This is a genomic window from Pacificibacter marinus (assembly GCF_018860505.1).
Lineage (GTDB): Bacteria > Pseudomonadota > Alphaproteobacteria > Rhodobacterales > Rhodobacteraceae > Celeribacter > Celeribacter marinus_B.
The window spans coordinates 19,810-45,027 of sequence record NZ_JAHKPU010000039.1 but is presented as its reverse complement, the minus strand read 5'-3'; the positions used below and the strand labels follow the sequence as shown (position 1 = coordinate 45,027).

General features: G+C 52.2%; 26 protein-coding genes. 11 read left to right on the top strand and 15 right to left on the bottom strand.

Going from position 1 to position 25,218, the window contains the following annotated elements; genetic code table 11:
- Positions 1 to 882, bottom strand: coding sequence for a hypothetical protein (locus KO503_RS14260; protein ID WP_354667594.1), 882 nt, complete (start codon positions 880 to 882; stop codon positions 1 to 3).
- 601 nt (positions 883 to 1,483) lie between these two features.
- Between KO503_RS14260 and KO503_RS14255 the strand changes: the two genes are divergently transcribed.
- Positions 1,484 to 1,717 carry an EF-hand domain-containing protein gene (locus KO503_RS14255; protein ID WP_215992226.1) on the top strand — a complete coding sequence of 78 codons (234 nt, stop codon included), beginning with the start codon at positions 1,484 to 1,486 and terminating at the stop codon, positions 1,715 to 1,717.
- 110 nt (positions 1,718 to 1,827) lie between these two features.
- Here the strand turns inward: KO503_RS14255 and leuD are convergent, their stop codons facing one another.
- Both leuD and leuC read right to left on the bottom strand, forming a co-directional pair.
- Positions 1,828 to 2,433: a 3-isopropylmalate dehydratase small subunit gene (gene leuD, locus KO503_RS14250; protein WP_215992225.1), complete on the bottom strand. Its 606-nt coding sequence runs from the start codon at positions 2,431 to 2,433 to the stop codon at positions 1,828 to 1,830.
- A gap of 11 nt (positions 2,434 to 2,444) precedes the next feature.
- Positions 2,445 to 3,854 (bottom strand): 3-isopropylmalate dehydratase large subunit, encoded by a 1,410-nt coding sequence (leuC, locus tag KO503_RS14245; protein ID WP_215992224.1) that lies wholly within the window; start codon positions 3,852 to 3,854, stop codon positions 2,445 to 2,447.
- 571 nt (positions 3,855 to 4,425) lie between these two features.
- On the opposite strand from leuC, the gene rsfS reads away from it, so the two are divergent.
- The 6 genes from rsfS to KO503_RS14215 all read left to right on the top strand — a co-directional run bounded on the left by rsfS (position 4,426) and on the right by KO503_RS14215 (position 10,032).
- A complete protein-coding gene (gene rsfS / locus KO503_RS14240; protein ID WP_215992223.1) occupies positions 4,426 to 4,824 on the top strand; it encodes a ribosome silencing factor in 399 nt (132 codons plus the stop codon).
- 12 nt (positions 4,825 to 4,836) lie between these two features.
- A complete protein-coding gene (gene rlmH, locus KO503_RS14235; protein ID WP_215992222.1) occupies positions 4,837 to 5,307 on the top strand; it encodes a 23S rRNA (pseudouridine(1915)-N(3))-methyltransferase RlmH in 471 nt (156 codons plus the stop codon).
- A 136-nt stretch (positions 5,308 to 5,443) separates the two neighbouring features.
- Positions 5,444 to 6,970, top strand: a complete 1,527-nt coding sequence (gpmI, locus tag KO503_RS14230) for a 2,3-bisphosphoglycerate-independent phosphoglycerate mutase (RefSeq protein WP_215992221.1) — start codon at positions 5,444 to 5,446, stop codon at positions 6,968 to 6,970.
- Complete coding sequence (locus KO503_RS14225; RefSeq protein WP_215992220.1) at positions 6,967 to 8,097, top strand: murein hydrolase activator EnvC family protein; 1,131 nt, start codon at positions 6,967 to 6,969, stop codon at positions 8,095 to 8,097. Before gpmI ends, KO503_RS14225 begins: the two co-directional genes overlap by 4 nt.
- 73 nt (positions 8,098 to 8,170) lie before the next feature.
- Positions 8,171 to 9,499 (top strand): S41 family peptidase, encoded by a 1,329-nt coding sequence (locus tag KO503_RS14220; protein ID WP_215992219.1) that lies wholly within the window; start codon positions 8,171 to 8,173, stop codon positions 9,497 to 9,499.
- A gap of 56 nt (positions 9,500 to 9,555) precedes the next feature.
- Positions 9,556 to 10,032, top strand: coding sequence for an RNA pyrophosphohydrolase (locus KO503_RS14215; protein WP_215992218.1), 477 nt, complete (start codon positions 9,556 to 9,558; stop codon positions 10,030 to 10,032).
- Between the two features lie 17 nt (positions 10,033 to 10,049).
- Here the strand turns inward: KO503_RS14215 and KO503_RS14210 are convergent, their stop codons facing one another.
- The 4 genes from KO503_RS14210 to dapE all read right to left on the bottom strand — a co-directional run bounded on the left by KO503_RS14210 (position 10,050) and on the right by dapE (position 15,379).
- Positions 10,050 to 11,192 carry a lytic murein transglycosylase gene (locus KO503_RS14210; protein ID WP_354667593.1) on the bottom strand — a complete coding sequence of 381 codons (1,143 nt, stop codon included), beginning with the start codon at positions 11,190 to 11,192 and terminating at the stop codon, positions 10,050 to 10,052.
- A gap of 206 nt (positions 11,193 to 11,398) precedes the next feature.
- The gene (gene rnr / locus KO503_RS14205; protein WP_215992216.1) at positions 11,399 to 13,654 is read right to left on the bottom strand and encodes a ribonuclease R; all 2,256 of its coding nucleotides are present in this window, start codon (positions 13,652 to 13,654) and stop codon (positions 11,399 to 11,401) included.
- Between the two features lie 151 nt (positions 13,655 to 13,805).
- Positions 13,806 to 14,240: a GNAT family N-acetyltransferase gene (locus KO503_RS14200; RefSeq protein ID WP_215992215.1), complete on the bottom strand. Its 435-nt coding sequence runs from the start codon at positions 14,238 to 14,240 to the stop codon at positions 13,806 to 13,808.
- Entirely contained in the window at positions 14,237 to 15,379 is a 1,143-nt protein-coding gene (gene dapE, locus KO503_RS14195; protein WP_215992214.1) for a succinyl-diaminopimelate desuccinylase, read from the bottom strand. The genes KO503_RS14200 and dapE overlap by 4 nt, the downstream gene beginning before the upstream one ends.
- 335 nt (positions 15,380 to 15,714) lie before the next feature.
- Between dapE and KO503_RS18040 the strand changes: the two genes are divergently transcribed.
- On the top strand, positions 15,715 to 16,803 hold the full coding sequence (locus KO503_RS18040) for a Hint domain-containing protein (RefSeq protein WP_215992213.1): 1,089 nt from the start codon (positions 15,715 to 15,717) through the stop codon (positions 16,801 to 16,803).
- A gap of 56 nt (positions 16,804 to 16,859) precedes the next feature.
- Positions 16,860 to 17,915, top strand: coding sequence for a transporter substrate-binding domain-containing protein (locus tag KO503_RS14185; RefSeq protein WP_215992212.1), 1,056 nt, complete (start codon positions 16,860 to 16,862; stop codon positions 17,913 to 17,915).
- A 3-nt stretch (positions 17,916 to 17,918) separates the two neighbouring features.
- On the opposite strand, the gene KO503_RS14180 is transcribed toward KO503_RS14185, so the two are convergent.
- A complete protein-coding gene (locus KO503_RS14180) occupies positions 17,919 to 18,275 on the bottom strand; it encodes a hypothetical protein (RefSeq protein ID WP_215992211.1) in 357 nt (118 codons plus the stop codon).
- Between the two features lie 69 nt (positions 18,276 to 18,344).
- The gene (gene dapD, locus KO503_RS14175; protein ID WP_215992210.1) at positions 18,345 to 19,172 is read right to left on the bottom strand and encodes a 2,3,4,5-tetrahydropyridine-2,6-dicarboxylate N-succinyltransferase; all 828 of its coding nucleotides are present in this window, start codon (positions 19,170 to 19,172) and stop codon (positions 18,345 to 18,347) included.
- 132 nt (positions 19,173 to 19,304) lie between these two features.
- Between dapD and KO503_RS14170 the strand changes: the two genes are divergently transcribed.
- Positions 19,305 to 20,171: a TIGR00730 family Rossman fold protein gene (locus KO503_RS14170; RefSeq protein WP_215992209.1), complete on the top strand. Its 867-nt coding sequence runs from the start codon at positions 19,305 to 19,307 to the stop codon at positions 20,169 to 20,171.
- Between the two features lie 20 nt (positions 20,172 to 20,191).
- Here KO503_RS14170 and KO503_RS14165 read toward each other — a convergent pair whose 3' ends face one another.
- The 6 genes from KO503_RS14165 to serB all read right to left on the bottom strand — a co-directional run bounded on the left by KO503_RS14165 (position 20,192) and on the right by serB (position 24,563).
- Complete coding sequence (locus tag KO503_RS14165) at positions 20,192 to 20,410, bottom strand: hypothetical protein (protein ID WP_215992208.1); 219 nt, start codon at positions 20,408 to 20,410, stop codon at positions 20,192 to 20,194.
- Between the two features lie 44 nt (positions 20,411 to 20,454).
- Positions 20,455 to 20,907, bottom strand: a complete 453-nt coding sequence (locus tag KO503_RS14160; RefSeq protein ID WP_252731104.1) for a hypothetical protein — start codon at positions 20,905 to 20,907, stop codon at positions 20,455 to 20,457.
- Positions 20,908 to 20,928: 21 nt separating this feature from the next.
- Positions 20,929 to 22,107, bottom strand: a complete 1,179-nt coding sequence (gene rlmN, locus KO503_RS14155) for a 23S rRNA (adenine(2503)-C(2))-methyltransferase RlmN (RefSeq protein WP_215992207.1) — start codon at positions 22,105 to 22,107, stop codon at positions 20,929 to 20,931.
- A gap of 119 nt (positions 22,108 to 22,226) precedes the next feature.
- On the bottom strand, positions 22,227 to 22,757 hold the full coding sequence (locus KO503_RS14150) for an invasion associated locus B family protein (protein WP_215992206.1): 531 nt from the start codon (positions 22,755 to 22,757) through the stop codon (positions 22,227 to 22,229).
- A 175-nt stretch (positions 22,758 to 22,932) separates the two neighbouring features.
- The gene (locus KO503_RS14145) at positions 22,933 to 23,691 is read right to left on the bottom strand and encodes a TSUP family transporter (RefSeq protein WP_215992205.1); all 759 of its coding nucleotides are present in this window, start codon (positions 23,689 to 23,691) and stop codon (positions 22,933 to 22,935) included.
- Positions 23,691 to 24,563: a phosphoserine phosphatase SerB gene (gene serB, locus KO503_RS14140; protein WP_215992204.1), complete on the bottom strand. Its 873-nt coding sequence runs from the start codon at positions 24,561 to 24,563 to the stop codon at positions 23,691 to 23,693. Before serB ends, KO503_RS14145 begins: the two co-directional genes overlap by 1 nt.
- 129 nt (positions 24,564 to 24,692) lie before the next feature.
- Here serB and KO503_RS14135 point away from each other — a divergent pair, with 129 nt between their 5' ends.
- Entirely contained in the window at positions 24,693 to 25,211 is a 519-nt protein-coding gene (locus tag KO503_RS14135) for a hypothetical protein (RefSeq protein WP_215992203.1), read from the top strand.
- Positions 25,212 to 25,218: the final 7 nt, after the last annotated feature.

The following is a 25,218-nucleotide window of genomic DNA, read 5'->3' as shown; positions in this document are numbered from 1 at the left end:
TCACGCAGGCATATGGTCAAGGTCAGCCGCGGCATAAGTTTGGCGACGCTTGCCTTCGATCATATTGGCCACACGGCCCATCGCGATACCGCGCATAAACAATGAGGACGGCAAGAAAGCCCAAGCGGCCACCAGCCAAATCATCGATTGATAGTTCCCGACAGCCATTGCGCCAAACAGATTAGAGGCCGAGTGAACGACTGTAGGAATAACGAACGGCAAAGCAAAACCAAGAACAATGTTCACCCTTGCGTCACGTTTCAGCCGTGCCACCACATCGCCGCCAGCAGTCGGGTCAAAAGTCGGAAGATTGACCCAAACGTTGAAAGATCCCGATTTTGAAGGCCACCGGCGACGCTGCAAAAGAAGGAGGAACAGTGTCAGCGACAAAAGCGAGATCAAATACGACACTCCAGCGCAAACACGCATCAAAGTGATATCGTTCGCTGCAGTGCCTTCGGGCAAAGCCTGCACCATTAAGCGGACAGGCGAGTACGGGAAATCAAGAACATAGCCGATCAACGCCCCGACGACGGTCACGAATTCACTGACAATTGTCGGCGATGAAATACCGTTGCAAATCGTCGTCAGCAGCAAAATCGTCACGAAAAGCGACAAGAACCGCACGCGGTTAAACGGCGGCGCATCGCGGAACTCAACCAAACCTGGATAGGCGGAAATATATTCGAAAAAAGTGAGAGCTGCACCAAAGAGCGCGACAAGTGCAACAACTTGAGCAGAATCAGACGACACGTTCGGCAGCAAGAACGACGGCATAGCGATCAACGCCACGACGAGAATAGAGCGCACGAATGCACCAATCACACGGTTCAACACTGCCCATTTCCCTTCAAACTGGCCGTGCGTGATACGATGCCACACACTTTTTCCATTTTGATTGTGCCAATAATGGCAAACTGCCTCAATCTTGCCCAATTTTTGCCTTCTTTCGCCTTACTCATCAACCCACGGTTAAGGTTAACGATGAAATTAAGGCCGTTTCGTGGACAAAGCGGTGCGATTTTGCATCATTATCCACGCTAAAAGAGCGAGCCTGCTCACCAAAATTGTCGTGAATCGGATGAGAGCGAGACGGGCTCGCTTTGAGCAAACAGACGTGTCACCCAAATTTTCATAAAAAATTTCATTTTTTTGAACACCGTCAGGATCAGCAGGTCTTTGCCCAAAGCGCCGAAGTCCTTTCAGTACTTAGAAAAAAGCATAAACACGCCGAAACAGCACGCAAAACACCGCCGATTTGGACAAGTTTCCACTTTTTCATAGCCTCGAACTCTCCGTCAACTTGCGAATTTTTGCTGGCAATAGGCAATTATCTGCATCGGCATGAATTCGCTTTTATTTATTGTATTCAATGGGTTGAAAGACTCACCTCTATGGCGCATCTCTATCAACAGCGACACAACGTCGTTCAGTACTGTGAACCGCGCCAGTTCGGCGCATATCTAATATAAGGATAAACGAAATGAAAAAGATCGCACTCACCCTCGGTATGACATCTCTTCTCGCAGCCCCTCTTTTTGCACAAGCTGCAATCGAAGATACAGACGGTAGCGGCGCTTACTCCTTTGCAGAAGTCGCGGCAGCCTACCCTGACGTGACAGAAGAAACCTTCCTTGCCATGGATACGGATGCCAACGGCGAAGTGTCTGACATGGAGCTCAGCGTTGCCTTGGGCGAAGAAACGAACATGGAATAAGGGCCAAGCCCTTTTGGTCGATATTTTAGATCGCCAAACGCACAACGGCGGCCCTAGGGCCGCCGTTGTCGTGTCTCACATACCCTTTAGGGCAAGACTAAGATGCAGTGCTACACCCAAGGGCGCTCTTGTTGCATCGATGCCTCAAAGGTATCAATGGAGGCTTTTTTCGCCAGCGTCAGACCAATGTCGTCGAGACCTTCGAGCAAGCAATGCTTTTTGTGTGCATCGACGTCGAACGTAATCTCTTGACCATCTGACGTCGTAATCTTTTGCGCCTCAAGGTCTACAGTCATACGCGCGTTGGAGCCTTTTTCAGCATCTTCCATCAACACATCAACCTGATCCTGCGGCAAGACGATTGGCAAGATGCCATTCTTGAAGCAGTTATTGTAAAAGATGTCAGCGAAAGATGTGGAAATCACACATTTGATACCAAAGTCAGCGATCGCCCAAGGCGCGTGCTCACGTGAAGAACCACACCCGAAATTGTCACCCGCCACAAGAATTTCCGCGTTGCGGTACTGAGGCTTGTTGAGAACGAAGTCTGCAATCTCGGTGCCATCACGGTTGAAGCGCATCTCATCAAAGAGGTTCGCGCCAAAACCTGTGCGTTTGATCGACTTCAAGAACATCTTTGGGATGATCATATCTGTGTCGATGTTGACGAGTGGCATAGGTGCCGCAACACCATTGAGTGTTTGAAATTTTTCCATGGTGCTTCTCCTTACATCAAATCACGAACATCGGTCAGACGACCGGTGATCGCAGCAGCGGCAGCCATGCCTGGGCTGACAAGGTGTGTACGCCCCTTGTAACCTTGACGGCCTTCGAAGTTGCGGTTGGATGTGGACGCACAACGCTCATTTTCCGCAAGTTGGTCAGGGTTCATCGCGAGACACATAGAACAGCCTGCCATACGCCATTCAAAACCAGCGTCTTTGAAAATTTGAGCAAGACCTTCTTCTTCGGCTTGCGCACGCACCAGACCAGACCCAGGCACGATCATAGCGCGCATGCCCTCTTTGATCTTTTTGCCTTTCAGAACCTCAGCGGCAGCACGCAAATCTTCGATACGACCGTTGGTGCAAGACCCGATAAAGACAGTGTCGATTTCGATGTCTGTCAACTTTTGACCCACTTCGAGACCCATGTAAGCGATAGAACGTTTGACCGCGTCCACTTTACCGCCCTCAAAGCTTTCAGGCGCGGGCACGACACCAGTGATTGGCAGAACGTCCTCAGGTGAAGTACCCCAAGTCACAACAGGGGAAATGTCTTCACCTTTGAGTGTCACAACTTTGTCGAACACAGCATCTTCGTCGGTAAAGAGTGTTTTCCACCACGCCAAAGCCGCATCCCACTGTTCGCCTTTGGGCGCATGTGGGCGACCCTTAACGTAAGCATATGTGGTCTCGTCAGGCGCGATCAGTCCAGCGCGCGCACCGCCTTCAATCGCCATGTTACAAACCGTCATGCGGCCTTCCATGGACAGGTCGCGAATTGCTTCACCTGTGTATTCGATCACATAACCAGTACCGCCACCGGTGCCAGTTTCACCGATCACAGCCATAGTGATATCTTTCGCGGTCACGCCGGGCTTCAACTTGCCAGTGATTTCCACTTTCATGTTCTTGCCTTTACGCTGGATCAGCGTTTGAGTCGCAAGAACATGTTCAACTTCGGATGTACCGATACCGTGGGCCAGCGCGCCGAATGCGCCGTGTGTCGCCGTGTGGCTGTCACCACACACAACAGTCATGCCGGGCAAAGTCCAACCTTGCTCGGGACCAACGATGTGCACGATACCCTGGCGCACGTCAGACACTGGGTAGTAGTGAATGCCGAATTCTTTCGCGTTTGTGTCGAGCGCGCCAACTTGGATGCGGCTCTCTTCGGTCATTGTTGCAGGATCAGCGCGATCAAGCGTTGTTGGAACGTTATGATCTGGAACCGCGATTGTTTTATCAGGTGCGTGCACTGTGCGGTTCGTCATGCGCAGGCCTTCAAAGGCTTGCGCTGAGGTCACTTCGTGAACGAGGTGACGGTCGATGTACAACAATGTTGTGCCATCTTCGGCTTCGTGGGCTACGTGTGCGTCCCAGATTTTATCATAGAGTGTCTTCGGGGCGGTCATATCGCTCTCCGTGGATTATGAGTGGGGATTGGAATAGAAAATTGTCGTATTTGTACCGCACTCATCCCTTCAAAGGATAAGCACGTAAAAGACCCTCAAGCCCGCGAACGAGCGAGGACAGCCAGCGATGCGCCGTAGAAACGACCGTAAAGGCGATCGTGTTCATTGAGATCAAAAACGATAATCATGAACGTTCACATACAGACTCGCACTGAGTCTCGCAAGATAAGATACAGATTTTAGCTAAGGTGGGCTGTTTGTCGATATCTTTATGTCGTCTGGCCAGCACTCAATGCAAAAAGGAATGCATGCCTTGGCGCAACGCTGGACGATAGCCCCGCATGAGATAACACAGTCCGCATACCTTATGATTTATGCCCTGCGGATAGGTCGACACCCCTTTCCAAATCCATCGCGGCACTATAGAAACCCGCGCTTACCCCGTGCGGGCGCGCCTTATTCGAGAGTGAGCCGCAACGGCATTCTCCAGCGTTGAGATTTCGCGCTGTCGGTGGTACAGATTGAAAAAGCTAGCGCCCGGCACTCAGTGGCGATTTACAAAGGGTCTCCAATGACTGACGCGACACCGACTACATCAGACGCAAAATTTGGCGGAAAACTGATGCTCGACTTTATCACAGACCACCTTGAGGCTGAAAAGGCCGAAGACATCGTGACCATCGATCTGGAAAGCAAATCTTCCATGGCCGATTTCATGGTTGTTTGTTCTGGCCGCTCAGCGCGCCAGGTCAGCTCATTGGCTGAAAAATTGTCCGCAAGCCTCAAAATCGAACATGAAATCTTCTCACGCATCGAAGGCAAAGCCGCAGGTGATTGGGTGCTGCTGGATGCAGGCGATGTGATCGTCCACATTTTCCGCCCTGAAGTGCGCGAATTCTACCAGCTTGAAAAAATGTGGCTGTCATCTGATGAAGCGACAGCTTTGATGTCCGCACGCCCAGAATCCTAAGGGCTACACATCGTGAGGGTTCATATCTGCGCCATGGGACGACTTCGTAACGGCCCTGAAGCAACCCTGATCGACGATTACACCACAAGGTTTGACAGAAGCGGACGGGCCTTAGGGCTTGGTCCGTTGTCTATCCACCAACTCGAAGATAAAAAAGGCGGCGGCATGAAAGCCGAAGCTGAAATCATCAGCCGCGCCATTCCAAGTGGCGCGCTGATTTGCACGCTGGACGAGCGCGGCAAAATCCTGTCATCGCCCGAATTTGCGAACAAACTCGGCGATTGGCGCGACATTGGTCGCCAAGACGTCGCCTTTGTCATTGGCGGTGCAGATGGGATTGATCCCAGCCTGCGTGCAAATGCGGATTTTTCGATATCTTTGGGCAAAATGGTCTGGCCGCATATGCTAGCGCGGGTGATGTTGACCGAACAACTATACCGCGCGGCGTCAATTTTGGCTGGCGCACCGTATCACAGAACCTAACCCCCTTGGCTCAGACTTTTAGCAAAGATACAAATAGACGCATCAATCGGCGATTTTTCGTCGCGCATTGCGAGTAGAGGTTCACCAAAGCCCGCCAGCGCGTTAGAAGGGGCCAAGTGAAACCGAGGAGCCTCTCATGTCCGCACCCAAACCTGTCGTCCTTTGCATTCTTGATGGCTGGGGCCAACGCGACGAGATCGAAGGCAATGCCCCCGCGCAAGCCAACACCCCTGCCTATGATCGCCTGATGTCGACCTGTCCCTCAGGGGCTTTAATCACCTTTGGTCCAGACGTCGGTCTGCCCTCTGGTCAGATGGGTAACTCGGAAGTTGGACACACCAACATTGGTGCGGGCCGTGTTGTGGCGATGGACCTTGGGCAAATCGATTTGGCCATCGAAGATGGGTCTTTCTTTGAAAACGCCGAAATCGTCGCTTTTGCGCAGACCCTCAAAAAAACAGGCGGCACAGCGCATTTGATGGGCGTGATTTCAGACGGCGGCGTACACGGTCACATCGTGCACACGCTGGCTGCGGCGAAAGCGATTGCCAGCCACGGCGTTCCTGTTGTGTTGCACGCCATCACCGATGGTCGAGATGTGGCCCCGAAATCTGCTGACAGCTTTATGCCGCAGCTGATTGATGGCCTGCCCAAAGGTGTGCGCATTGGCACAGTGATTGGACGCTACTTTGCGCTGGATCGTGACAATCGCTGGGAACGCGTTTCCCAAGCCTATGAAGCCATCGTCAACGCCACTGGTATGCAGGCCGCAGACACAGCCATTGACGCCGTGACTGATGCCTACGCCCGCGACGAGAAAGACGAATTTATCAAAGCGACGGTGATTGGCGATTACGCAGGCGTTGAAGATGGCGATGGTTTTTTCTGTTTGAATTTCCGCGCTGACCGCGCCCGTGAAATTTTGGCCGCTTTGGGTCAACCTGATTTTGACGGCTTTGAAACAGATGATCGTCCAGACTTCGCAGCCATGCTGGGTATGGTCGAATATTCCAGCGCCCATAACACCTATATGCAAACGGCTTATCCTAAAAAAGCGCTCGTCAATACGCTGGGCGAATGGGTTGCGAAACAAGGCAAGCGTCAGTTTCGTTTGGCCGAAACCGAAAAATACCCGCATGTGACGTTTTTCTTGAACGGTGGCAAAGAGACCCCTGAAAAGGGCGAAGATCGTTTCATGCCGCAATCGCCGAAAGTGGCGACTTACGACTTGCAGCCCGAAATGAGTGCCCCTGAAGTGACCGAGAAATTCTTGGAAGTGATCGACGCTGGCTATGATTTGATCGTCACCAATTACGCCAACCCCGACATGGTGGGGCACACGGGCGATTTGGGTGCCGCGATGAAAGCTTGCGAAGCGGTTGATGAAGGCTTGGGTCGCGTGATGGAAGCATTGAAACGCGTTGGCGGCACGATGATTGTCACCGCCGATCACGGCAATTGCGAAACGATGATCGACCCGGTGACAGGTGGGGCGCATACAGCGCACACAACGAACCTTGTTCCTGTGGCGCTGTTCAACGGACCTGATGGGGCAACGCTGCGCCAAGGTGGCAGGCTCGCCGATTTGGCGCCTTCATTATTGGACCTTATGGGGCTGGATCAACCTGCCGAAATGACTGGCGAAAGCTTAATCCAACGATGAAAACCTGGCGTGCTTTTGGGCTGTTTTTGGGACTATGTGCAGCCAGTGCTGCGCAGTCCCAAGACGCGTCACCAGCGGCACTGGCCGAGGCTGCATTGGCACAATTTTCCACCGCCCAAAGCCAACTTGATGCAGCGAATGCAGCCTCGGATCGTGTCAAGGCGCTTACCAACGTCATCAAAGCCTATGAGAGTGGCTTAGAGGCGATGCGGGCAGGCCTTAGACAAGCCGCATTGCGCGAAACCGAGATTGAAGCCGCGTTTCAAAATGAAAGTGGTCAGGTCGCCAACCTATTGGGTGTGTTGATTAATTTGCGTCCCGATGCGTCCCCTGCGGCGCTTGTGCATCCAACAGGCCCAATTGGACATGCGCGCGCTGGCATGTTGGTGGCCTCAGTCACGCCATCCATGCAGGCCCAAGCCGAAGAGCTGCGCACAAAACTGCAAGAGGTGTCAATCCTGCGCGAGTTGCAAGGCGAGGCTTTGAGCGTTCTCGAATCTGGATTGAAAGAGGTTCAAACAGCCCGCACGGATCTCAGCCAAGCCATGTCAACACGCACAGATTTGCCGCGCCGCTTTGCGGCCGACCCCGAGCGTGTGCAAGACTTGATCAACGGCTCAGAGACACTCGAAGCATTTGCCTCAAGCCTTGCTGTGATGGATGTGGTGGATGGAGTCTCGACCCTGCCGGATTTGGACTCTGCCAAAGGCACGTGGCCATTACCGGTGCAAAGTCGCTTGCTGCGCGGATTTGATGAACCCGACGCGGCGGGAGTCAAACGACCTGGTTGGCTATTGGCGGCGCGGCCCTTGTCATTGGTCGTCACGCCATGGCCCGCGACCATCCGCTATCAAGGCGCATTTCTGGACTACGGAAACGTGATCATACTTGAGCCAGGAAATGACGTATTACTGGTGATGGCTGGACTGGAAGAGGTGTACGGTGACATTGGCTCGGTTATTCCAGCGGGGTCTGCTGTTGGCCTGATGGCTGGTGAAACGCCTGATCTTGAGGCCTTTGTTACAAATGCCACACAAGGGACTGGCGCAGGACTTACAGAGACGCTTTATATAGAAGTGAGAGAAGGCGGGAAGCCCGTGGACCCAAGTGGGTGGTTTGCGCAATAAGCTATTAAAATTAGCTTTTGGGTTTCTTTGCTGAACACAAGCCCTTTTGTGGGGCTGAAAAGAGGAAAGACGTATGAGAAAATATTTGATGGCTGGCGTGGTCGGCGTTTTGGCAGGCACGCTCGTGTCGACACAATTCGCAGGCCCGTTGATCGCGCAAGAGGCCTCGAAGACCTCTAACGTCTACGAACAGCTCGACCTTTTTGGCGACGTTTTCGAACGCATTCGCGCACAATATGTCGAAGAAGTTGATTCCGAAAAACTGATTGAATCTGCGATTGATGGTATGTTGTCGTCGCTTGACCCACATTCATCCTATTTGTCACCAGATGATGCCGCCGCGATGCGTGTACAGACCTCTGGATCTTTCGGCGGCTTGGGCATCGAGGTCACGCAAGAAGAAGGCTTCATCAAAGTCGTCTCACCTATGGATGGCACTCCCGCTGATATCGCCGGCGTCGAAGCGGGAGATTTCATCACCCAAGTGGATGGCGAAAGCGTGTTAGGGATGACCTTGAACGACACTGTCGCCCTGATGCGTGGTCCTGTTGGTGAAGAAATCATCATCACAGTCGCCCGCGAAGGTGTCGATGAACCCTTTGATATTTCCATCATCCGTGATGTGATCAAATTAACCGCTGTGCGCGCACGTGTTGAAGGCAATTCTGTCGTGCTGCGTGTGACGACCTTTAACGATCAAACCTATCCCAACCTCAAAGACGGTTTAGAAAAAAGCGTCGAAGAGTTGGGCGGCATGGACAATGTCAACGGCATCGTTATCGATCTGCGCAACAACCCCGGTGGTTTGCTGGATCAAGCGATCATGGTCTCCGACGCGTTTTTGGAAACCGGCGAAATCGTTTCAACCCGTGGTCGCGACCTTGAGCAAAGCGAACGTGTCAACGCACATGCAGGTGATTTGGCCGAAGGAAAACCGATCGTTGTCTTGATCAACGGTGGCTCGGCGTCTGCATCAGAGATCGTGTCGGGCGCCTTGCAAGATCACCGTCGCGCGATTGTTGTCGGGACGAAATCTTTCGGCAAAGGCTCTGTACAAACGGTGATGCCACTGCGTTCCGATGGCGCGATGCGTTTGACCACAGCGCGTTACTACACGCCGTCAGGCCGTTCCATCCAAGCGCTCGGTGTGTCACCTGACATCATCGTTGAACAACCACCACGCGCGCCTGAGGCCGATGAAGTCGAAGAGACTCGCGCACAGCGGACTGAAGCGGATTTGCGCGGGTCTTTGGACAACGACAGTTTGACCGAAGATGAAATTTTGCAGATTGAAGCAGAGCGCGAAAAAGCAAAACTTGCGGCAAAGCTACGCGATGAGGATTTCCAACTCTCATACGCTATCGACTTGCTGCGCGGTCTGTCTGCTATCGGCGGTAACTAATGTAATCTGCGGGGGCGTGATCGCTCCCGCATTTCTTTTTTGACGGACATCTCACCATGACACTTGACCCCAAGACACTGCCCTACCGCTCTTGTGTGGGCGTTATGCTCATGAATAAAGATGGCGATATTTTCGTGGGCGAACGCATCGACACACCAGGCGCGTGGCAAATGCCACAAGGGGGTATTGATGCAGGTGAAGACGCAAAAGAAGCGGCCTTTCGTGAGCTTTGGGAAGAAACCGGCGTCAACCCAGAACATGTCGATCTGCTGGCTCAGACATCAGACTGGTTGACTTATGATTTGCCTGACCACCTGCTCGGCAAGGTTTGGAAAGGCAAGTATCGCGGACAGAAACAACTTTGGTTCTTGATGCGCTTCAACAGCACCGATGACAAAATTTCCATCGCCTCAGAACATCCTGAGTTTGCTCAATGGAAATGGTCCGCGCCAACCAATTTGGTGGCCGAGATTGTCCCGTTCAAAAAGCACATTTATGAAGCCGTGGTTGCGGAATTCGCACCACATCTTTGATGCGAATTCCTGCAAGATTACTTGAGATGCCCCAAAAGCACCTGTGATGGATACCCATCTTGGGTGATGCCAATGGACCGCTGGAAATCGCGGATGGCATTAACAGTGTTGGGGCCGATCAGGCCATCCACTTTATCATCCAAGAACCCTTTACGTTTCAAAATACGCTGCATTTGTTTCTTTTCATTAAACGACAGCGGCTGATATCCACGCGGCCAGCTGGCCTGAATTGGCGCGCCACCGTTCAAACGATCAGATAAATGCCCGACACCAATCACATAGGCGTCCGCCTTATTGTAGCGTTCGATCACAGCGAAATTATCAAAAATCATAAAGGCCGCACCAGACGCACCTGCTGGCAACAAAATTGCGCCGCGCCCATAATTCGGCACAACTTTGCCGTCGGTGCCGCGCACGCCAAGTTTACCCCAATCTGCAGGAGCGCGTTTTGTGTCCCGCTTGGCCAGACTGTAGTCAAATCCAGCAGGAAGACGCACTTCGACGCCCCAAGGTTGCCCTTTGGTCCAACCATGACGCGCAAGATAGGCAGCCGTTGATGCCAGAGCATCTGTCGGGTCATTTGACCAAATATCACGTTTTCCGTCACCGGTGCCATCGACTGCAAAGGCCAAAAAGGACGTTGGAATGAATTGCGTATGCCCCATTGCACCGGCCCAGCTGCCCTTCATATTGCGCGGACTTGTATCACCCGATTGCAAAATTTGCAGCGCCGCGATCAATTGCGCCTCAAAGAAACGCCCTCTGCGGCCATCATAGGCCAAGGTGGCCAACGCTTGGATCACAGGCACGTCGCCACGCGTCGCACCATAGGCGCTTTCAAGCCCCCAAATCGCGGCAACCACGTGTTTGTCGACACCATATTTAGCTTCAATCGCGTTCAGCGTGTTGGCATGCTTGCGCATGGCTGCGACACCATTTTTGACCCGTACAGGCGATGCTGCGCTATCAAGATAGTCCCAAATTTGCTTGGTAAACTCTGATTGATGGCGATCTTTTGCGATCACGCTGGCATCGTACTTTACACCGCGAAACGCGCGGTTGAGCGTGGTGTCAGAAATACCTTCGCGCCGCGCACGCGCTTTAAACCCGTCGATCCAGCGCGCCAAAGCGGCGTCTTGTGTGGCCGAAACTTTATTCACGCTTTGAAACTCCGTACTTAACCCTGCTGGGGAAAACCCACCTATAGGGCTAGACTGCGCCACGGCAGCACTACACCCCAAAATGAGACCACAAACAACTGAAAATAAACGCGAACGCACCATAGCCACCACTCCATTATTTTTCTCAACCTAACGCGATTCAGGGGCTCGCGAAAAGGCCGTAGAAAACCCTTGGCGGTTTGTCGCTAGCGTCTCTTGCGCGTGACTTTCTTTTGAATTTTATCCCGCTTCGCTTTTGACCGCGCGTGCTTACGACCCGCCGGCTTGCCCCGCGGGCGTCGATTACTGCGCGGCATCTGCATACCATCCAGTGCCAAGACCTCTAGCTCAAGCCCGCCCGTGACTGGTACCGCATCTGCAATCCGTACCACGACCTTTTGCCCGATAGACAATGTAATCCCAGTATCAGCGCCCATAAGCGTTTGCGTATCTGCATCATAATGGAAAAACTCGGCACCCATGCTGCGCACAGGTGCCAGCCCATCTGCCCCTGTTTCATCCAACTTGATAAAGGCACCAAAGCTTTGAATGCCTGAAATATGTCCAGTCATTTCATTGCCGATGCGTTCACTCAAATAGGCCGCCAAATAGCGGTCATTGGTATCGCGTTCAGCAATCATAGATCGGCGTTCTGTGTCTGAAATCTGCTTGGCCGTCTCGTCAAGTGATTGAATGTCTTGTGGGCTTAACCCGTCATCACCCCAACCATGAGCCGACACCAAAGCACGATGCACAATCAAATCGGCATAACGACGAATAGGCGATGTGAAATGTGCATAAGACCGCAAAGCCAATCCAAAGTGCCCGTAGTTTTGCTGGTGATAGTAAGCTTGTGTCATCGAACGCAATGTCGAGATATTGATCAACTCGCTATGATCTGTGCCTGCTGCTTGCGCCAAAAGACGGTTCAAATGTGATGTATGCAGCACCTGACCCTTGGCCAGGTTTAAACCCGAACCCAGTGCAACTTCGCGCAAGGCTTCCATTTTCTCATCTGATGGTTCTTCATGAACACGGTACAAAAGCGGCCGATTTTTAAAGAACAACTCTTCGGCCGCTGCAACATTGGCCAAAACCATGAATTCTTCGATCAACTTATGCGCATCAAGGCGCTCTGCAATCGCAACGGACGACACTTTGCCATCTTCGCCCAGCACAATTTTACGCTCAGGCAGGTTCAATTCAAGTGGCTGACGCGCTTCACGTGCCAGCTTAAGCGCCTCATAGGCTTCATAAATCGGGTTGATCACCGTTTCCATCAGCGGCGCACAAGCCTCATTCGGCGCACCGTCACGGGCGCGCTGCACCTCAGCGTAATTCAATGACGCAGCCGAGCGCATCAAGCCACGAGTGAATTCATGGGAAACTTTAGTCCCCTTGGAATCAATTTTCATCCGCACAGCTATGCAAGGACGCGGCACGCCTTCATGCAAGGAACACAAATCACCGGACAGGCGATCAGGCAGCATCGGCACAACACGATCAGGGAAATAGGTCGAGTTCCCGCGCAAGCGCGCTTCGCGATCAAGAGCCGACCCAGAAGTCACATAATGCGCTACATCAGCAATCGCGACCCATAGAATAAACCCGCCAGCATTGGCAGGATCAGGGTCTAATTCAGCCCAAATGGCATCATCATGATCCCGCGCATCCGCCGGATCAATCGTGACAAGCGGCACATCGCGCAGGTCTTCGCGCCCCTCCATTCCGGCAGGCACAGCGCTGTCAGCCATTTGGATCACGTCATCGGGAAAAGCGTCTGGAATGTTGTGTTGGTGGATAGCAATCAATGACACCGCACGCGGGGCAGTCGGATCACCAAGGCGCGCAACAATCCGCGCACGCGGCAGCCCCATACGACCTTTGGGGCCGGACTGTTCCGCCTCGACCAGCTCACCATCTTCAGCGCCATTGTCTTGACCAGAACTTACGATCCATTCTTTCCCAGCGCCCTTATCGATGGGAACAACGCGGCCGCCTTCGGATTGTTTGCGAAAAATGCCTAGGATTTTTTGAGGATTAGAGCCTATTTTGCGCACCAAACGCCCCAAGTAAGCATGGTCTTCGCCTTGCACCACTTGTAGCTTTGCCAAAATGCGTTCGCCCGCGCCCAACGCCAAATCGCCATCTTTTTGCACCAAAAGAATACGCGGCTCAGCGCCTGTTCCTGCCCATTCCATTGGCCGCGCAAACAAATCGCCATCAGCATCCGGCGCTAAAACTTCCAAAACAGATATAGGCGGCAATTTATCTGGGTCGCGGTAGGTTTTGACCCGTTTGGTCAAATGGCCCTCGGCCTCTAGCTCTTTCAAGATGCGCTTGAGGTCGATGCGCGCAGCACCTTTGATACCAAATGCTTTGGCAATATCGCGTTTGGCGGCTTTAGTCGGGTGCTCAGTGATCCAATCAAGGATCGCCTGTTTTGTCGGGATAATTTTCATAAAGTGAATCTACCACGCCATGCTGTGCTTCACCACACTCTAAAGAGTGCGGCACGCCTGCACGTTATGATGCTTTAAATCGTTGAGCATACCTACATCGCTTAGCGAGTTAATCTGGGCCCCATTGATACTTTTGGGGCTCCGTTCAGTATCATGCGCGAACTGTGTTAATCACCATGTCATGATGGGGAATGCCGCCATCCATATACTCATCACCTTGAACGACAAAGCCGAACCTCTCATAAAACTTGATCGCATGATTTTGCGCCCCAAGTTTGGCTTGCTTCAGATGCGGTCGCTTGGCCAATTCAGCAAGGCAGGCGTCAATCAGTTTCGCGCCCAGTCCTGTACCACGATGCGATTTTGCGACGCAAACCCTGCCGATTTTGCCAATGTCACCAATTTCATAAATGCGCGCAGTACCAACGGGGGTTTGGTTTTCATCACGGGCGATAAAGTGAACACTTTGATCATCAAGATCATCTATTTCTTCATCCATAGGAACGTTCTGCTCATGCACAAAAACGGCGAAGCGCAGCGCCAAGCAATCGGCAATATCCGTTGCAATTTCAATTGAAACAGTCATGCGAAATAGTCTCTTATCAAGCGAGAATAAATGTTCTTAAGCGTGTGGATTTGATCAACTGGCACGCGTTCATCAATTTGGTGCATCGTCTTACCCACCAAACCAAATTCAACAACAGGACAATGGTTTTTAACAAAGCGCGCATCAGACGTTCCGCCAGACGTGGACAGCACAGGCACCAGACCTGTCTCGGTTTCGACTGCTTTGGATAGCAGATCAACAAACGACCCTGGAGGTGTCAAAAAGCTATCGCCCGATGTTTTGGTTTCCAGCGTGATGGCAACACCTGTCTTTTCGCTCACTTTGGCAGCCTTTGCAGCCATCCATTTGGCAAGTTCGACTGCAGTATGTGCGTCATTAAATCTGATATTAATTGTTGCTTTACACATCGCGGGAATCACATTTGTTGCAGGATTCCCTGTGTCAAAGGTTGTGACCGCCAAGGTCGAGGGATCAAAGTGCTCGGTGCCTTCGTCCAAGACATGTGCCGACAGTTGATCGATCAAGCGCGCCAAAGCAGGAATGGGGTTTTTTGCGCGATGCGGATAAGCCACATGACCTTGCTGCCCCTGCGCAGTAAAGACCCCTGTGATCGACCCACGACGCCCGATTTTCATCATTTCGCCCATGACCTCAGGGCAAGTCGGCTCGCCGACAAGGCAATCGGTCATGCGTTCGTCATTGTTATCCATCCAGTCCAGCAAAGCGATCGTGCCGTCATGCGCGTCACCTTCTTCGTCACCGGTAATCGCGATAATGATTGCTCCTTTCGGCGGGGTTAGGGTTACAAAATCGACAGCAGCAGCGACAAAGGCAGCGACGCCTGACTTCATGTCAGTGGCACCACGCCCCCATAAAATACCGTTTTCGATGACCCCGCCAAACGGATCTTTGGTCCAAGCCTTTTCATCCCCGATAGGAACGACATCTGTATGACCGTTGAAACCAAGCGATCTATTTGCGCCCTTGTCGCCCCAGCGCGCAAATAGATTTGGCGTGCCGTTTCTATCAACACGCGTGCAAACAAAACCAGCTTGTGTCAGCATGTCCTCGAGCAAAACGAGTGCCCCCGCCTCGATTGGGGTCACGGACGGGCAACGGATCAAAGCTGCTGTGAGGTCTACGGGGTCGATTGTCATCTTGGCGCTCCTAATTTCCATATGGTTAACGCGCCCTTGGTCCGTGGGCAATCTTAAGATTGTGGCGCAAAGGTAACAATCTTTTGGGGAACCGACCTCTCGGCGCGTGAAAAGGTTAACAAAATCTTAACGGGATGTTCTTGTATTAAAAAAGATGGGCAGACTTGATCATCACATCCGGAAAACCGGAGGGGGTCAAAACAGGTTTCGAGTTAATATTCACACATGTGAGTTGGTGTTATAGTGCGCGGTCTGCCTCAATTGTGAGGCGCGAGTATGATACAGACAACACGTTCGAACACCGTATTCGGTGCCCAAAACGGATGCAAAAAACTGTGAGTTGGATTGGCGCGAAAACGCGGGGCCAGCACACAATTTTTAACCCCAATGGATTGCAAAAGACTGCCTTTACCGGCGCTATTCCGCGACGCCTTATGCCGCGCGGAACGATTGTGGTGGAAACCCTATTCCCAGACCAATTCAACCAACCGCTTGACTTGATTGATTATGAACGCTGGCACGACTACAGACGATCTCTGCATATGGTGCTCGGTCCGAACGAGCGACTTTGGCTTGCCAACGAACAGGGCGCCAATTTGATGATGCCCTCGCTTGATCTCTCAGCATGCGAAAAAGACACACCCATTCGAATCAGCTTTGCATGGGACGCGTATCAAATGCGCAGTTGGCTGTCCGCTGAAGATTTGGCCACAGGGCAAATTTACTCAAAAACAATCAAAACGGCTTATGCGATACCAATGGATGATGTGGCTCGGGTCTTGTTTTGCAAAGACTGTCAATCTATCGCGCCAGCCGTTTCAGCGCTGTTTGTTTCTGATCAAGTGGAAAAGTTAGGCTACTCATCTGGCCTGTCTTCGGGCGCGCTTGTTGACACAGAAAACGGCCCAACCCCGATTGAAAAATTGGCACATGGGGATCTGATTGCCACACAAGACTCAGACCTATCCCCGCTTGTCGCACTGATCCAAACCGAAGTTCCTAATTTTGGCAGCTACCGTGGCGTAGAGTTGCGCCAGCCTTTCCAAAACTTGACCCAAACTCTGTCTGTTTCTAAGGATACTCACATCTTGACCAACGGCATTGACACCGAATACCAATTTGGATGCGAAAGCGTCAGCCTTAAGGCCGAACACATCGCACCATTTGTTCCACGCTCGCAGGGCCATAGCGCCGCCGTGACCACACGATATCAATTAATTTTGGAAAATTCGGGCGCGTTTCAAGTCGCTGGTATTTCCGTGCTGTCGCTCACAGCCCGCCACGACACCCACAACGCCGACCTTCATGCGCGCACGCGGCTATCGCATTTAAACGCGAACCAATTGGTGCCCTCAAAAGCCTCAAGGCCAAGATTGCTGTATGAACATGAGGCAACCACTTTGCTTTCGGACAGGTATCTTTAAAGTACGATTGCCTTTTTACGCATGAATATGCCATATGCGACCTGTTGGGGGACACGATGAGACATTACCTTACCATACTCTGTGCACTCGCCGTCTGCGTTTTTGAAATCAGCATCGCAAGCGCCGAAAACTTAACAGTCACAACAGTGACGCGTGCACCGTTTTCCATGGTCGAGAACGGCGAAGAAACCGGCTTTTCGATGGACCTACTTGATGAGGTCGCAAAAAACCTAGGCTGGACCTATTCGATCAACCGCGTTCAAAGTTTTTCTGAAATGCTGGGCGCAGTTCAAGATGGCAGCGCAGACGCGGCCATTGCCAATATTTCCATCACCGCAAGCCGCGAAGCGGTGCTGGATTTCTCTCAACCGATTTTTGAAGCCGGCCTGCAAATCATGGCCCCATCCGACCCAAACACAGGGTCAGTTTGGCAGTTGTTGTTTTCCAAAGACTTGGTGATCGCGATCTTTGGCGCTTTCGCGTTATTGCTGGGCGGCGGCATGTTGATGTGGCATCTTGAGCGGCGGCATCAAGACTATTTTGATCTAAATGCACGCGAAGCCATGTTTCCAGCCTTTTGGTGGGCACTCAATTTGATCGTAAACGGCGGCTTTGAAGAACGCCAACCCCGCACCCCTTTAGGTCGCCTCTTCGGTGTCGTTTTGGTTATTTCATCTTTGTTCTTTGTCTCGGTCTTCGTAGCAAAAATCACAGCGGCCATGACTGTGGGGGCCATTCAAGCGAACGTGTCGGATATCAACGACCTCTATGGCAAAAACGTCGGTACGATCACAGGATCAACCGCTGCAGAGTTTTTGGACAAACGCGATCTAGGATACTCTGGATTTTCCGATGTAGGAATGCTGCTGAAAGCCTTCGAGGACGAAAAAATCGACGCGGTGGTGTTTGATGCGCCGATTTTGGCCTATTATGTAAACTCACAAACTGACAACCGCGCGCGACTTGTTGGTCAGGTGTTTTTGGCTGAAAACTATGGCATCGCATTGCCGTCAAGTTCACCATTGTCCGAGCAAATCAACCAAAGTCTGTTGGAATTGCGCGAAGATGGCACCTATGATCGCATTTACAAAAAGTGGTTCGGCAGCAGGTAAGCGTTACAGATCAAGGTCACGCGGCTCGTCACCGAAAAACGGTGTCATCTGCGCGACTACGACCGAATTTTCATCCAAGGCGCGCTGCATTAAAGCAGTTTCCTCGTCGGAAATGTCGTGACCTTCGGCCAAGCGCTCTTCCAAGGTGCCATAGCCCGTGACATCCAAAGGTGCGAGATCGGCTTGCTTGAGCAAAGCGACCGTTTCACGCACGGCTTCGGCTTCATCCACACCTGAGGCATAGATCATCAACGCGCCACCCGTCGCATTCTTGGGGAGACCATCGTCAGCTTTACGGCCCACTTCAACCAAAAGCGTATAGACTTTTTGGCGAGACGGTTTTTTCACTTTTTCAGTCATGGTGCAGCCTTATATCGACAAAAAAAATACGCCCGCACGGGTCGGCGGGCGCATTTTGAATATTGGGTTTTAGTCGCGCAACAGATCGTTAACACCTGTTTTGGACCGTGTTTTCGCATCAACGCGTTTCACAATCACAGCACAATACAGGTTTACGCCGTTTTTAGATGGCATGGAGCCCGCCACAACAACGGAATACGGTGGCACTTCGCCATAAGTCACTTCGCCAGTGTCGCGGTCAACGATTTTGGTGGACTGGCCAATAAAGACGCCCATACCCAAAACGGAGCCTTCGCGGACGATACAGCCTTCGACGACTTCGGAACGCGCGCCGATAAAGCAGTTGTCTTCGATGATAGTTGGGCCTGCTTGCATGGGTTCAAGAACGCCGCCAATGCCAACGCCGCCAGACAGGTGAACATTTTTGCCGATCTGTGCGCATGAGCCAACAGTGGCCCAAGCATCAACCATTGTGCCCTCATCGACATAAGCGCCGAGGTTCACGAAAGATGGCATCAAAACCGCGCCAGGTGCGATATAGGCCGATTTACGGACAACACAGTTTGGAACAGCACGGAAACCGGCTTCTTTCCATTCAGCTGCGCCCCAGCCTTTGAATTTGCTGTCGACTTTGTCCCACCAGCCAGACCCTTGAGGTCCGCCATCATGCAGTTCCATGTCTTTGATGCGAAAGCCCAACAACACAGCTTTCTTGGCCCATTGATTGACGTGCCAATCGCCATTTTCCATTTTTTCCGCCACGCGCAATTTACCGGTGTCGAGGGCTGCGAGCGTATCTTCGATCGCTTCACGTGTTTCGCCTGTGGTGGCTGCTGTGATTGTATCGCGAGCCTCCCATGCGGATTCAATGGCTTTTTCGAGTTGAGCGTTGGACATATCTGTCTCCCAAGTGGTCATGGAACATCTGTTGCAAGTGGCTATAGTCGCTTGGAGGCCTGCGCGCAACGCACAGCTGAATGGCTTGCAGCGACGCATGAATAATTTGACGACCTTATTGAGGAGCACGAGATGTCCAATAAAAACGACACAACACACACACGCCGCCATCCTTTGCGCGATAGCCATGCAGATATTATAACAGCCAAGGACATTCCGGACACGCCACAAACGCGGTCACCAGCCTATGCTTTGGCATTCTCTGATCAAGATTTCATGTGCCGTGATGAACTTCGGCCTGTGCGATTACAGCTTGAGCTGCTCAAAACTGAGATGATGATGGCTGAATACGGGGTTGAAAGCACAATCGTTTTGTTCGGCGGCGCACGCATTCCTGAACCGTCAAAGAAAGATAAAGCGCGCACGAGAACACTTGCTGATTTGTCAAAATACTATGACGAGGCGCGTACATTTTCGCGTATTATGACTGAGCGCTCTAAAGAAAATGGCAACCGCGAAGATGTGATTGTCACGGGCGGAGGCCCTGGCGTTATGGAAGCGGGCAACCGTGGCGCACAAGACGCAGGCGGCGTGTCGATTGGTTTGAACATTGTGCTGCCACACGAACAAGCCCCGAACGCATACGTAACGCCTGATCTGTGTTTCAATTTTCACTACTTCGCGATTCGAAAAATGCACTTTTTGATGCGCGCCAAAGCGATCACTGTATTTCCCGGCGGTTTTGGCACATTAGATGAAATGTTCGAAGCGCTCACACTGATTCAAACCGGTCGCATGCAACGCGTGCCGTTTTTGTTGTTTGGCAAATCGTTTTGGAAAAAGATCATCAATTGGGAAGCTCTGGCCGATGCAGGCACGATTTCAGCCCAAGACCTTGACCTGTTTCGCTTTGTCGAAACTGCTGAGGAGGCCGTACAAGCCATTGATGATTGGCAAGGCGCCAATGAAACGCGAGACTCACTGCCCGATCGCGACTGATACGTCTTTTTGGGTGCCCGCTAGGTGCGGGTGCCCAAAGGCATTGACGACGAACCGCGAGTCGCAGCGGTATAGCCTGAGGTTGACGGGCCCAATACGGTACTATCTGCGCCCCCCACCGCCAGCCTCATATAGCGATCCAAAGCCATTTCCTGCACCAGATCGCCAATATTTTGGCCCGTCTCGCGCGACAAAAGATGCAGCATTTCTGCGGTGTTTTCGGGAAGAAGAAGTGTCATTTTTTCCATAAGGATACGTTTCGCACAATTCGCTGAAGTATTGGTTAAAATCCAAGCGTCATTTGACCAAGGTGCCGTTTTTCTAAGTGCTGATGCGCATGATTGGGAAAGGGCGCACCGAAGCGTTTCATCAAAGCCGAATATGGCTGACCAATATCCGAGGCTTTGCATAGGCGTTCGCCTTCAACGGTGCGCAAAACAAGGCCACCGCCGCGTTCTGCCAGCTCATAACCTTTGGCCCGCAGGCCTTCTTGCAAGTCTTCCCAATCTTGGGCGTAAGCAAAGTCATGCGCAAGATAAGCCCGCAAACCGAGTGGCTTACGCGGCCCTGCATAAGCGAGCTGTGGGTGGCAAGGCTGACTCGCCTTGGCCAAAATATCACGAATGTAGCTGCCCACTGGCATATCCGCACGGGAGGCGGCACGCTCAACTGAGCGGGCGAGGTCCTCATCGAATCTGATCTGTATCCAATCCATGCCCAATAATTGCTCAGGCATGGTTAATTTGAGGTTAGCGTTCTATAGGCCCGCTTCAGATTCGATTTGCTTGCGTGATTTTCGTGCGCGTTCTGTTTCTGATTTCAACTGACCGCAGGCTGCCATGATGTCTTCGCCACGTGGTTTACGCACTGGAGAGGCATAGCCGCCGTCATGAATGATGTCAGAAAAAGCACGAATACGATTGTTGGATGAGCGCTTATAAGGCGCACCTGGCCATTCGTTAAACGGAATCAAATTGATTTTGGCGGGGATGCCTTTGATGAGCTCAAGCAAGCGATAGGCATCTTCGTCGCTGTCATTCACGCCGTTCAACATCACATATTCAAAAGTGATGCGTTCGGAATTAGACACACGCGGATAGGCGCGTAGGGCTTCGATCAATGTCTCGATGTTCCAACGTTTGTTAATCGGCACGAGTTGATTGCGCACTTCGTCCGTGGTGGCGTGGAATGACACTGCCAATTGGCAACCGATCTCTGCAGCTGTGCGTGCAATCTCTGGCACAACGCCAGAGGTCGACAGGGTGATACGACGACGGGACAATTGAATGCCCTCAGGGTCCATCGCGATATTCATCGCATCGCGCACGTTTTCAAAATTGTACAAAGGCTCGCCCATGCCCATCAACACGATGTTCGACAACAGGCGTGTTTCGGTGTTCTTTGCGCCCTGTTCTGGCCATTCCCCCAGATCATCACGCGCCACCATCACTTGGCCGATGATTTCGCCAGCACTGAGATTTCGCACCAGCTTTTGCGTGCCAGTATGACAAAAAGAACATGTCAACGTGCAGCCGACTTGAGAGGAGACACAGAGCGTACCGCGATCTGTCTCGGGGATGTAGACAACTTCAACCTCATGCCCTCCAGCGATCTTTACAAGATATTTGCGAGTGCCATCCTCGGACACCTGTTTGGTGACAACTTCAGGCACGGCAACCACAAACGCGGCTTTCAAATCTTCACGCAGGGATTTTGATAGATTGGTCATATCGTCGAAATCGCGCACGCCCCAACCGTAAATCCATTGCCAGATTTGCCCGACACGCATCTTGGCCTGCTTTTCAGGAGTGCCATGTTCGATCAACACGTCGCGCAGTTTTTCGCGCGTCAGACCAACCAAGTTGATCTTATCGCCCACAGGGTCTTTGCGCGGAATGGTCAGAACGTCCTGAGTGATCGGTGCGATAGGCGGCATGGCAGGTCTCTTTTCAGCTTATGAAGCTGCTCGTCTACTAGATTCTTGACCATCATGAAAGACAAATGAAAAAGGCCCCCGTTTGGGAGCCTTAGAAAGTTGGGGTTGTGACGCTGGTTTTAGCTGCAGCGTTTGTTTGCTTCTTCGACAGATGCGGTAAAACCGAGCAAAGAGAACGTATCTTTTGTAATGGTTCCGCGTGCTGATCGACCGGTGAGCACCGCAGTGGCCCCACGTTTCATAGCCGCCACAATACGAGCATCGTCTTCTGCAGTTGCGGCCCAAGCTGTTTCTCCATCTACGAACAAAGAGAAGTCAGAACCGCCAATTTCCATGGTGACTTCAGACCCAGAGGCAAAAGGATAACCGCCCATAAAGGACACCTGGCCTTTGACGCCATTGGTCAAAGCGTAGGACACGAACAGCAAAATCTCAGATCGCGTTACGGATTTGATCCGCCCAGCGCTGTCGGTGTTCACGGTCTCTTTTGGTTTGGACACGGCCCAGCATTGCTTGGACGGCGTGGTTTCCTCGAAGATGTACCAATCGGTGTTGTTGCCGACGGTGTTTGTGCTTTCTTGGGCCTGTGCGCCAAGAGCGGCCGCGGTCAAAACTGCGCCCAAAATGAATCTATGGATTGAAAAGCTCATTGAATTCTCGCTGCCTCTGTCTTGCGCGGCCTGTATACCAGTCACCCGTGCCATCTATCTGTATGGCTTAAAGGCGACTTGGGCCTGTTTTCAACTTCTATGCTTACAGTAACGCACTCTTGCCGATTTGTGAAAGACCCCTTGGCAGAAATTCGCTGAAACGTGATGGACCAACCTAGAACCAGTCCCACATCAACCGTAACGCCAAGGCTGTCGAGGCCAAAACCAACACAGGTTTAATCAATCGCGCCCCAATGCGTGTCGCCAATGTGGACCCCAAATAAGCGCCCCCGATTTGCGCTGCCCCCATGGCGAGGCCCAACATCCACAAAGGTTTGGCCACAATTGCAAAGCCAATCAGCCCGCCCACATTAGAGGCGAAATTCAACAGTTTGGTGTGCGCCGTGGCCCGCAAAACGCCATACCCCGCAAGGCTGACAAAGCCGATCATGAAAAACGCGCCTGTGCCAGGCCCAAGAATACCATCGTAAAAGCCGATAAAAGGGACGAAGCCTGCGGCAAACACGACAGGCGATATACGTTGTTTTTTATCCACGTCGTCCAAGCCCGGCTTGAAAGCAAAGAACAACGCAACGGCGATCAGCAAGAATGGCAAACCCAGCCTGATCACATCTGTGGGCAAACTGCTGGCCAAAACAGCCCCGATCAAAGCGCTGATCCCAGACAACAGGGCGGGCCGCATCTGTTTGCGCAAATCCACCTGCCCAGCGCGCGCATAGGTAAGAGCAGCCATGCCCGCACCAAATAGACCTTGGACTTTATTGGTGGCCAGCGCGGTGATTGGCGAAAGGCCGCACAACAGTAGAACTGGCAACGTAATCAGCCCACCACCGCCAGCGATCGAATCGACAAAGCCCGCTACAAAAGCCGCCGCGACGAGGATCATCACCAAGTCGAGCGTAACTTCAAACATCAAACGAATTCTGCTTTGGAATAGCCTTGCACGTACAAGAGCGCTGTCAAATCACCGTGGTTAATGCGCACGTCGCATTGCTCTTGCAGCGCCGGTTTGCCGTGAAGCGCCACGCCTGTGCCTGCGTTTTTGAGCATCAACAGATCGTTCATACCATCGCCCACCGCGAGCACATCTTCGCGGGTGATGCCCAGACGTGCTGTAATTTCATCGAGCGCTTCCAGTTTCGCTTCGCGGCCCAAAATAGGCCGCACGACGCGGCCAGTCAGCTTGCCGTCGCTCACCTCAAGCGTATTGGCGCGGTTCTCATCAAACCCCAATTCAGACGCTACTTTCGCGGTGAACGCAGTGAACCCGCCAGAGACCAAAGCCGCATATCCGCCATTGGCTTTCATCGTTTGCACCAAAGCCTTACCGCCAAGCATGAAATCAATACGTGTTTTCAGCACATGGTCGATGATGCTTTCGGGCAAATCTTTAAGCAAGCCAACGCGTTCATCGATGGCGCCTTCAAAATCCAATTCGCCATTCATCGCTTTGGCGGTGATTTCCGCCACGCGCGGCCCGACACCCGCTTCTGCGGCCAGCTCGTCGATACACTCTTGTTGAATCATCGTGCTGTCCATATCGGCCAGCAGCATTTTCTTTTTGCGACCCTCCATGGGCAAAACGATCAGATCGATGCCCTCGGCTTGCATGGCTTGCCAAACGTCCCAAAGATTGCTTGGCTTTTCCCCGATGACAAATTCAGCCGCCTCGCCAACAGCCAGCCACTGCGCATCGCCGCCACCCCATGCATTGCGCAAGGCTTCAACAGCTTCACGAGACAAAGACGGTGTGGCAGGAGAGGTCAGGAGCGTGACGATATACATGTGAATGATCCGAGTGTTTTGCGTGTGCTTCCCTATCGCATGACTGACGCCTTCTGCCAAGACTGTGATCCAGAACCACACGCCAGACGTATTAATGATAACAATACAGACAACAAAAAGGAGTTCGTCATGCGTTTTTTCATCGCCCTGTGCCTCAGCCTCGGCCTGATCACCACATCTGCCTTTGCACAGAATTTTCCGTCTTTTGTCTCACAGGACCTGAACGGAGACACTCATAGCTTGCCTGCTGATTTTCCAGGCGACCCAACGATTGTGTTCATCGCCTATAAACGCGACCAACAACCTGATGTGGACAGCTGGGTCAGCGCCCTCAATCTTGATCCAGATATAGGCCCTGAGTTTGTGGAACTGCCTGTCGTCGGCTCGTTAACGCGCCTGATCAGCCCTGTTGTTGATAATGGTATGCGTTCAGGCATCGTCAATACGTCTTTGCGGGCTCGCACGATCACGCTTTATGAAAACGCCAGCAAAGTGAACACGCCTTTAGGCTTTGACGGGCGCGATGACATTCGCGTGCTTTTGGTACGACCCACTGGCGAAGTTATATGGAAAACCTCTGGCCCTGCGACATCACAAGGCGTGGATGACCTGAAAGCCATTTATGCTCAGTCATTGAAAAAGCCATAAGTAACGT

Excerpts from the sequence above, each read along its gene's own strand:
- KO503_RS14255 (WP_215992226.1), top strand. The coding sequence starts at position 1,484 with ATGAAAAAGATCGCACTCACCCTCGGTATGACATCTCTTCTCGCAGCC.
- leuD (WP_215992225.1), bottom strand. The coding sequence starts at position 2,433 with ATGGAAAAATTTCAAACACTCAATGGTGTTGCGGCACCTATGCCACTC.
- leuC (WP_215992224.1), bottom strand. The coding sequence starts at position 3,854 with ATGACCGCCCCGAAGACACTCTATGATAAAATCTGGGACGCACACGTA.
- rsfS (WP_215992223.1), top strand. The coding sequence starts at position 4,426 with ATGACTGACGCGACACCGACTACATCAGACGCAAAATTTGGCGGAAAA.
- gpmI (WP_215992221.1), top strand. The coding sequence starts at position 5,444 with ATGTCCGCACCCAAACCTGTCGTCCTTTGCATTCTTGATGGCTGGGGC.
- KO503_RS14225 (WP_215992220.1), top strand. The coding sequence starts at position 6,967 with ATGAAAACCTGGCGTGCTTTTGGGCTGTTTTTGGGACTATGTGCAGCC.
- KO503_RS14220 (WP_215992219.1), top strand. The coding sequence starts at position 8,171 with ATGAGAAAATATTTGATGGCTGGCGTGGTCGGCGTTTTGGCAGGCACG.
- KO503_RS14215 (WP_215992218.1), top strand. The coding sequence starts at position 9,556 with ATGACACTTGACCCCAAGACACTGCCCTACCGCTCTTGTGTGGGCGTT.
- rnr (WP_215992216.1), bottom strand. The coding sequence starts at position 13,654 with ATGAAAATTATCCCGACAAAACAGGCGATCCTTGATTGGATCACTGAG.
- KO503_RS14200 (WP_215992215.1), bottom strand. The coding sequence starts at position 14,240 with ATGACTGTTTCAATTGAAATTGCAACGGATATTGCCGATTGCTTGGCG.
- dapE (WP_215992214.1), bottom strand. The coding sequence starts at position 15,379 with ATGACAATCGACCCCGTAGACCTCACAGCAGCTTTGATCCGTTGCCCG.
- KO503_RS14185 (WP_215992212.1), top strand. The coding sequence starts at position 16,860 with ATGAGACATTACCTTACCATACTCTGTGCACTCGCCGTCTGCGTTTTT.
- KO503_RS14180 (WP_215992211.1), bottom strand. The coding sequence starts at position 18,275 with ATGACTGAAAAAGTGAAAAAACCGTCTCGCCAAAAAGTCTATACGCTT.
- dapD (WP_215992210.1), bottom strand. The coding sequence starts at position 19,172 with ATGTCCAACGCTCAACTCGAAAAAGCCATTGAATCCGCATGGGAGGCT.
- KO503_RS14170 (WP_215992209.1), top strand. The coding sequence starts at position 19,305 with ATGTCCAATAAAAACGACACAACACACACACGCCGCCATCCTTTGCGC.
- KO503_RS14165 (WP_215992208.1), bottom strand. The coding sequence starts at position 20,410 with ATGACACTTCTTCTTCCCGAAAACACCGCAGAAATGCTGCATCTTTTG.
- KO503_RS14160 (WP_252731104.1), bottom strand. The coding sequence starts at position 20,907 with ATGCCTGAGCAATTATTGGGCATGGATTGGATACAGATCAGATTCGAT.
- rlmN (WP_215992207.1), bottom strand. The coding sequence starts at position 22,107 with ATGCCGCCTATCGCACCGATCACTCAGGACGTTCTGACCATTCCGCGC.
- KO503_RS14150 (WP_215992206.1), bottom strand. The coding sequence starts at position 22,757 with ATGAGCTTTTCAATCCATAGATTCATTTTGGGCGCAGTTTTGACCGCG.
- KO503_RS14145 (WP_215992205.1), bottom strand. The coding sequence starts at position 23,691 with ATGTTTGAAGTTACGCTCGACTTGGTGATGATCCTCGTCGCGGCGGCT.
- serB (WP_215992204.1), bottom strand. The coding sequence starts at position 24,563 with ATGTATATCGTCACGCTCCTGACCTCTCCTGCCACACCGTCTTTGTCT.
- KO503_RS14135 (WP_215992203.1), top strand. The coding sequence starts at position 24,693 with ATGCGTTTTTTCATCGCCCTGTGCCTCAGCCTCGGCCTGATCACCACA.